This window comes from Nonomuraea sp. B10E15, assembly GCF_039871615.1.
GTDB lineage: Bacteria > Actinomycetota > Actinomycetes > Streptosporangiales > Streptosporangiaceae > Nonomuraea.
The window spans coordinates 21,748-28,261 of record NZ_JBDPMB010000046.1 but is presented as its reverse complement, the minus strand read 5'-3'; the positions used below and the strand labels follow the sequence as shown (position 1 = coordinate 28,261).

The window sequence follows — 6,514 nt, the reverse complement described above, 5'->3', positions numbered from 1 at the left end:
TGAGGCGGCGTGCACCGCGGACGGCTCGCGCCACCAGGCGATCACGGGCGTGACCCGGTTGTCGCTGAAGCTCAGGTAGAGCTCGGGCATCGTGCCCAGCACGTGGACGCCGGCGGGGTCGACGCCGCCGCCGGGGAACGCGGGCTGGCCAGGGTGCCTGCGCCCGCGGTTGCTGCGCTGGATGAGCAGCACGTCGGGCCCGAGCGGCCCGTCGCCGAACAACATGAGCACCGCCGCCTCCCTCCCGCCTGTCACTGGTGGTCGCAGAGCTTGGGGCACTCGGGCCCGCTGTGCCTGCGCTGCCAGGGTGTCGAGCCAGTCGGGCACTTGTGTCACGCATCCTCCAACACGCCGTGGCGTCGATCACTTCCCCTGTTCAGGAGAAGGGGCCGTTCCTGACAAGCTTCGCCGCCTCGGCGGTGGCCGTGGGACCGGTGCCGTACGAGGGGCAGAGGGCGGCCAGCGGGCAGACGCCGCACGCGGGGCGCCGGGCGTGGCAGATGCGGCGGCCGTGCCAGATCACCCGGTGGGAGAAGATCGTCCACTCGCGCTTGGGCAGCAGCTCGCCCACGATGTGCTCGATCTTGACCGGGTCGGTCTCGTCGGTCCAGCCGAAGCGGCGCACCAGCCGCTGGAAGTGGGTGTCGACGGTGAGCCCTGGCACGTCGAACGCGTTGCCCAGCACCACGTTGGCCGTCTTGCGGCCCACGCCGGGCAGCTTGACCAGGTCCTTCAGCCGGCCAGGCACCTCGCCGCCGTGGCGCTCGCAGATCGCCTGCGCCATGCCGATGATGCTGTTGGTCTTGGCGCGGAAGAAGCCGGTCGAGCGGATGATCTCTTCCATCTCGGACCGGTCGGCGGCGGCGTAGTCGGCCACCGACGGATATTTCGCGAACAGGATGGGAGTGACCATGTTGACCCGCTTGTCCGTGCACTGCGCGGACAGGATGGTCGCCACCAGCAGCTCAAGGGGGTTGGTGAAGTCGAGCTCGCAATGAGCATCAGGATAGGTCTCCGCGAGGATGCGGTTCATCTTGCGCGCCCGCCGCACTCGTGCGAGCTGGGTCTCCGGCTTGCGCCCCGCCGCGTTCGTGGCCATGCCGCAAGAGTAGAAGCTCTGGCAAACGGTTGAACCCGCGATGGCCGCAGCGGGTGGCCTCCTGTCGGGCACCCAGAGGTGCGTCGGGTAACTTTCCTCCCGGAATCCGGTAAACCCGATCAACACGGGCATGCCCGGAACACCCCGGCATTCCCATAACCTGTGTGTGCCGCCCGAAGTGGGGTGAGTCACAATGGCAGCAGAGGAGGCAGTGTGAACACCGAAGATGTGCTGGGCAAGGCCCCCCTGTTCGCCGCGCTGGACCGCGAGAGCGCCGCGGCGCTGCGCACCAGCATCACCGAGGTCCAGTTGCCCAAAGGACAGACGCTCTTCCACGAGAACGAGACGGGCGACCGCCTCTACGTCGTGCTCGACGGCAAGATCAAACTTTCCCGCACGTCGCCGGACGGGCGGGAAAACCTGCTCAGCGTGCTGGGGCCGAGCGAGATGTTCGGTGAGCTGTCGTTGTTCGACCCGAGGCCGCGCACGGCCACGGCGACCGCGCTGACCGAGGTGCGTCTGGCCGGGCTCGGCCACGACGACCTGCGGCCCTGGCTGACCGGCCGGCCCGAGGTGGCCCTGCACCTGCTGCGCGCGCTCGCCCAGCGGCTGCGCCGCACCAACGACGTGCTGGCCGACCTGGTGTTCACCGACGTGCCCGGACGAGTGGCCAAGCAGCTGCTCGACCTGGCCGAGCGGTTCGGCATCAAGACCGACGACGGCGTCCGGGTGCACCACGACCTGACCCAGGAAGAGCTGGCCCAGCTCGTCGGCGCCTCCCGCGAGACGGTCAACAAGGCGCTGGCCGACTTCGCCCAGCGCGGCTGGCTGCGCATCGAGGCCAAAGCCGTGGTAATCCTCGACATCGACCGGCTCTACAACCGCTCCAGATAGCCGCCGGCCCGCCGGTCAGGAGGCGTCGAGATAGTCCAGCTGGGCCAGCACCGACATCTCCGCCGCCGGCCAGAGCGACCGGTCGACGTCGGCGTACACGATCTTGACGATCTGGCGTGCCGTGCGCGCGCCCTGCTCGCGCGCCGCCCTGATCTGGTCGAGCCGCTCGCGCCGGTGCGCGATATAGCCGTCGAGCGCCCCGATCGGGTCGGGCAGCACAGGCCCGTGGCCCGGCAGCAGCGCCCGCGCCTCCATGCTCTCCGCCGCCGCCCTCAGCCGGTCGAGGCTGCGGAGATAGTCGGCCAGGCCGCCGTCGCGGGCGATGATCGTGGTGCCTCTGCCGAGCACCGTGTCGCCGGTCAGCATCGCCCTGTCCGCGGGCAGCCAGAAGCACAGCGAGTCGAACGAGTGGCCAGGCGTTCCGTACACGTGGAGCTCCAGCCCTGCCACGGTCACCACGTCGCCGTCGGCGAGGCCCTCGTCGCCCAGCCGGTGGCGCGGGTCGAGAGCCCGCACGGGAGCGTTCACCATCCGGGCGAAGCGCCTGGCGCCGCCGCTGTGGTCGAAGTGGCCGTGGGTGAGCAGGATCTCGGTGACGCGGCGCTCGCCGAGATGGTCGCGTACGCGCTGAAGGTGTGACTCGTCCTCGGGCCCCGGATCGACGACCAGCACCTCCTCGCCCGCGCCGATCACCCACGTGTTGGTGCCGTCGAGCGTCATGGCGGAGGGGTTGGGGGCGAGCAGGTTCTCGGCGTGCTCCGTACGGGATCCGTCGGGCGTGCCGATCGGGATGCGCAGACCGCTCACGGAGCCACCACCAGCCGCATCTCGCCCTCGATCTCGACCGCCCTGGGCATGATGCGCACGATCTCCCTGGGCGTCGCCAGGACGTCGCCCACGCTGCCGCAGGCCGCCAGCTCGGTGAGCGTCCGGTGCGTGGGCGGCATGAGGAAGATCTTCCCCTGGCGCGCCAGCTCGACCGCCTCGGCCGGGCGCTGCCACACGACCTGGTCGGCCTCCCCGCCCACGTCACGGGTGCGCTGCCCGTCGGGCAGCACGGCGGCGAAGAAGCGCGTGTCGAAGCGCTTGCGCTCGATCTCCGGCGTGATCCAGTGCGCCCACGGCTTGAGCAGGTCGGAGCGGAGCACCAGGCCGCGCCGGGCGAGGAAGTCGGCGAAGGCCAGGCTCCTGTCGATGAGGGCGAGCCGGTCGGCCTCCCAGTCGTCGCCGGTCGTGTCGGCGACCACGGAGCCGGGCCCGGGCCCGGCCAGCAGCACGCCCGACTCCTCGAACGTCTCGCGTACGGCCGCGCACACCAGCGCCCGCGCCAGCCGCTCGCTCGCCTTGAACACCGCGCCCCACTCCGCGGGGGACGGCCCGGCCCAGGCGACCGCCTGGTCGGCGTCGCGCTCGTCCACGGAGCCGCCGGGGAAGACGTACGCGCCCGCCGCGAAGGCCATCGTGGACTTGCGCCGGAGCAGGTAGACCTCGGGGCCCTCGCGCAGCAACACCACGGTGGCGGCGTCCCGCGCGGGCACCGGCTCCACCCGTCCGGCGAGAACGTCCCGCGCCCGCGCGGCGAGCTCGGCTGGAAGCGGAATTCCGGTCACCTGACCTCCTTAGAACATCACTCGGTCATGGTGACATATCCCGATTCAGGCTACTTCGGCGATCAGCTCCACTTCCACGGGCGCGTCCAGCGGGAGCACGGCCATACCCACCGCGCTGCGGGCGTGCTTGCCCTGCTCCCCGAAGACCTCGGCGAGCAGATCGCTGGCGCCGTTGGCCACCTGCGCCTGCTCGGTGAAGCCGGGTGCACTGGCCACGAACACCACGACCTTGACGATCCGCCGCACCCTGGACAGCTCGCCCAGCTCGCCCTTGAGCGCCGCGACGGCGTTGAGCGCGCAGATGCGGGCCTGCGCCCGGCCCTCGTCGGTGCCCAGGTCGACGCCGAGCTTGCCGGTCTGGTGCAGCTTGCCCTCCAGCATCGGCACCTGGCCCGAGGTGTAGACCAGGTCGCCGGTGCGTACGGTGGCGACGTAGGAGCCCACGGGCGCGACGGGCGGCGGCAACGTCAGGCCCAGCTCTTCGATCTTCTGCTCAGGCGTCACTGCTTCTCCCGCTTGAAGTAGGCGACGAGCTGCTCGGGCGTGGCGCCCTGCAGGATCTGCACCAGCTCCCAGCCGTCGGCGCCGAAGTTGTCGAGGATCATCTTGGTGTTGTGGATCAACACCGGGGCTGTGAGATATTCCCATTTCTTCATGGCTGTCAGCGTCTCACAAGAACCGCTGACACCACCTTCCACCGACGCGGCCCCAGTGTGAGCAATCTCAAAGGGTGGTCGTCGGCTTTCGACAAGTGACCGTTCGGTAGCCTCGAATCGTGGACTCTCCGGACACGGACTGGGCCGGCGTGCGGCTGCACGTGGTCACCGGCAAGGGCGGCACCGGCAAGACGACCGTGGCCGCCGCTCTCGCTCTGGCTCTCGCCTCCGGCGGCCGAAAGGTGCTGCTCGTGGAGGTGGAGGGCCGGCAGGGCATCGCGCAGATCTTCGACCTGCCGCCGCTGCCGTACGAAGAGCGCAAGATCGCGGTGGCGCCCTCGGGCGGCGACGTCTTCGCGCTGTCCATCGACCCGGAAGCGGCCATGCTCGAATACATGGAGATGTTCTACGGGATGCGCAGCGCGGGCCGGGCGCTGACCAAGATGGGCATCGTCGACTTCGCCACCACCGTGGCACCGGGTTTCCGCGACGTCCTCGTCACCGGCAAGACGACCGAGGCCGTACGCCGGCGGGGCAGGAACGGCCGCCGGATCTACGACGCCGTCGTCCTGGACGCTCCACCGACCGGCCGCATCGCGCGGTTTCTCAACGTCACCCAGGAGGTGGCGGGCCTGGCCAAGGTCGGGCCCATCAAGAACCACTCCGAACTGGTCAACAACGTGGTGAAATCCCCCGAGACCGCCGTGCACTTCGTCACGCTGCTGGAGGAGATGCCGGTCCAGGAGACGCTCGACGGCGTCGCCGAGCTCCGCGCCGCCGGCCTGCCCCCCGGCGGCATCTTCGTCAACATGGTCCGCGAGTCGCTGCTGCCGCAGGCCGCCCTTGACACGGCTGTCAAGGGCCGTTTCGACGCCGGTGAGCTCGTGCTGGGGCTCAAGGCCGCGGGCGTGGCCGACGGCGCCGAGGCCACGGCGATGGCCGAGGCGCTCGCCGAGGAGCTCGTCGAACACGCCCACCGCACCGAGCTGGAGAAGGCCGAGCGCGAGTCGCTGGCCGAGGCGGGCCTGAAAAGCTACGAACTGCCGCTGCTGGCCGACGGCGTCGACCTGGCCGGCCTGTACGAACTCGCGGAGAGCATGCGCACCCAGGGAGCAGCGTGAAGAAGCCCGCCACCCTCGACATCGACGCGATCCTCGACGACCAGGGCACCCGGATCATCGTCTGCTGCGGCGCCGGCGGCGTGGGCAAGACCACGACCGCGGCTGCGCTCGGGCTGCGCGCCGCGGAGCGCGGCAGGTGCGTGGTCGTGCTGACCGTCGACCCCGCCAGGCGCCTCGCCCAGTCGATGGGGCTGACCGAGCTGGACAACACGCCGCGCCTCGTCAGCTCCCCCGAGGGCGGCGGCCAGCTGTTCGCCATGATGCTCGACATGAAGCGCACGTTCGACGAGATCATCGAGGCGCACGCCGATCCCGAGCGGGCCCGGCAAATCCTGTCGAACCCCTTCTACCAGTCCCTTTCGTCCAGCTTCTCCGGCACCCAGGAATACATGGCCATGGAGAAACTGGGCCAGCTCCGCCGCTCCGACGAGTGGGACCTGATCATCGTGGACACCCCGCCCTCGCGGAACGCGCTCGACTTCCTCGACGCTCCCGAGCGCCTCGGGCGCTTCCTCGACGGCAGGTTCATCAGGCTGCTGACGGCTCCGGCCAAGGCCGGGGGGCGCAGCGCGTTCCGGCTGCTCAACGCCGGGTTCGGGTTGATGGCGGGCGCGATGACCAAGCTGCTCGGCGCTCAGGTGATCAAGGATCTGCAGACGTTCGTGTCCGCGCTCGACGCCGTGTTCGGCGGGTTCAGGCAGCGGGCCGAGATGACGTACCAGCTGCTGCAGGCCCCGGGCACGGCCTTCCTCGTGGTGGCCGCGCCCGAGCGCGACGCGATGCGCGAGGCGTCCTATTTCGTCGAGCGCCTGGCCGAGGAGCGCATGCCCCTGGCCGGCCTCGTGGTCAACCGCGTGCACGTGTCGCCCGCCCCAGCGCTCTCAGCCGCCCGCAGCGCGGCGGCCGCGGAAGACCTGGAGTCGAGGGGCGAGCATGAGCTGACCGCCGCCGTGCTGCGGCTGCACGCCGGCCGGATGCAGCTCACCGCCCGCGAGAGCCGCGAGCAGGAGCACTTCGCCTCGGCCCACCCCACGGTGCCCGTGGTGCAGGTCCGCGCCATGTCCGAGGACGTTCACGATCTCACAGGTCTGCGACAGATCGGTGACCTGCTGGCGACCGCCTGACAAAGAGAAA

Annotated in this window: 8 protein-coding genes and 1 pseudogene; 3 read left to right on the top strand and 6 right to left on the bottom strand. The window is 70.3% G+C overall.

What is annotated here, in order from left to right:
• Positions 1–336 (bottom strand): annotated as a pseudogene (locus ABGB14_RS49615) (coenzyme A pyrophosphatase); the annotation flags it as partial.
• Positions 337–376: 40 nt separating this feature from the next.
• On the bottom strand, positions 377–1,099 hold the full coding sequence (nth, locus tag ABGB14_RS49610; RefSeq protein WP_347650891.1) for an endonuclease III: 723 nt from the start codon (positions 1,097–1,099) through the stop codon (positions 377–379).
• Positions 1,100–1,312: 213 nt separating this feature from the next.
• Between nth and ABGB14_RS49605 the strand changes: the two genes are divergently transcribed.
• On the top strand, positions 1,313–1,993 hold the full coding sequence (locus tag ABGB14_RS49605; protein WP_347617301.1) for a Crp/Fnr family transcriptional regulator: 681 nt from the start codon (positions 1,313–1,315) through the stop codon (positions 1,991–1,993).
• 15 nt (positions 1,994–2,008) lie between these two features.
• Here ABGB14_RS49605 and ABGB14_RS49600 read toward each other — a convergent pair whose 3' ends face one another.
• The 4 genes from ABGB14_RS49600 to ABGB14_RS49585 are packed head-to-tail and all read right to left on the bottom strand — an operon-like array spanning position 2,009 to position 4,259.
• Positions 2,009–2,800 (bottom strand): MBL fold metallo-hydrolase, encoded by a 792-nt coding sequence (locus tag ABGB14_RS49600; protein WP_347650890.1) that lies wholly within the window; start codon positions 2,798–2,800, stop codon positions 2,009–2,011.
• Positions 2,797–3,594, bottom strand: coding sequence for an NUDIX hydrolase (locus ABGB14_RS49595; protein ID WP_347650893.1), 798 nt, complete (start codon positions 3,592–3,594; stop codon positions 2,797–2,799). The genes ABGB14_RS49600 and ABGB14_RS49595 overlap by 4 nt, the downstream gene beginning before the upstream one ends.
• A gap of 54 nt (positions 3,595–3,648) precedes the next feature.
• Positions 3,649–4,107: a RidA family protein gene (locus ABGB14_RS49590; RefSeq protein ID WP_347650889.1), complete on the bottom strand. Its 459-nt coding sequence runs from the start codon at positions 4,105–4,107 to the stop codon at positions 3,649–3,651.
• Complete coding sequence (locus ABGB14_RS49585; RefSeq protein ID WP_165959776.1) at positions 4,104–4,259, bottom strand: hypothetical protein; 156 nt, start codon at positions 4,257–4,259, stop codon at positions 4,104–4,106. The genes ABGB14_RS49590 and ABGB14_RS49585 overlap by 4 nt, the downstream gene beginning before the upstream one ends.
• A gap of 119 nt (positions 4,260–4,378) precedes the next feature.
• On the opposite strand from ABGB14_RS49585, the gene ABGB14_RS49580 reads away from it, so the two are divergent.
• Both ABGB14_RS49580 and ABGB14_RS49575 read left to right on the top strand, forming a co-directional pair.
• The gene (locus ABGB14_RS49580; protein WP_347650888.1) at positions 4,379–5,380 is read left to right on the top strand and encodes an ArsA-related P-loop ATPase; all 1,002 of its coding nucleotides are present in this window, start codon (positions 4,379–4,381) and stop codon (positions 5,378–5,380) included.
• Positions 5,377–6,504 (top strand): ArsA family ATPase, encoded by a 1,128-nt coding sequence (locus ABGB14_RS49575; protein WP_132514715.1) that lies wholly within the window; start codon positions 5,377–5,379, stop codon positions 6,502–6,504. The genes ABGB14_RS49580 and ABGB14_RS49575 overlap by 4 nt, the downstream gene beginning before the upstream one ends.
• Positions 6,505–6,514 lie beyond the last annotated feature (10 nt).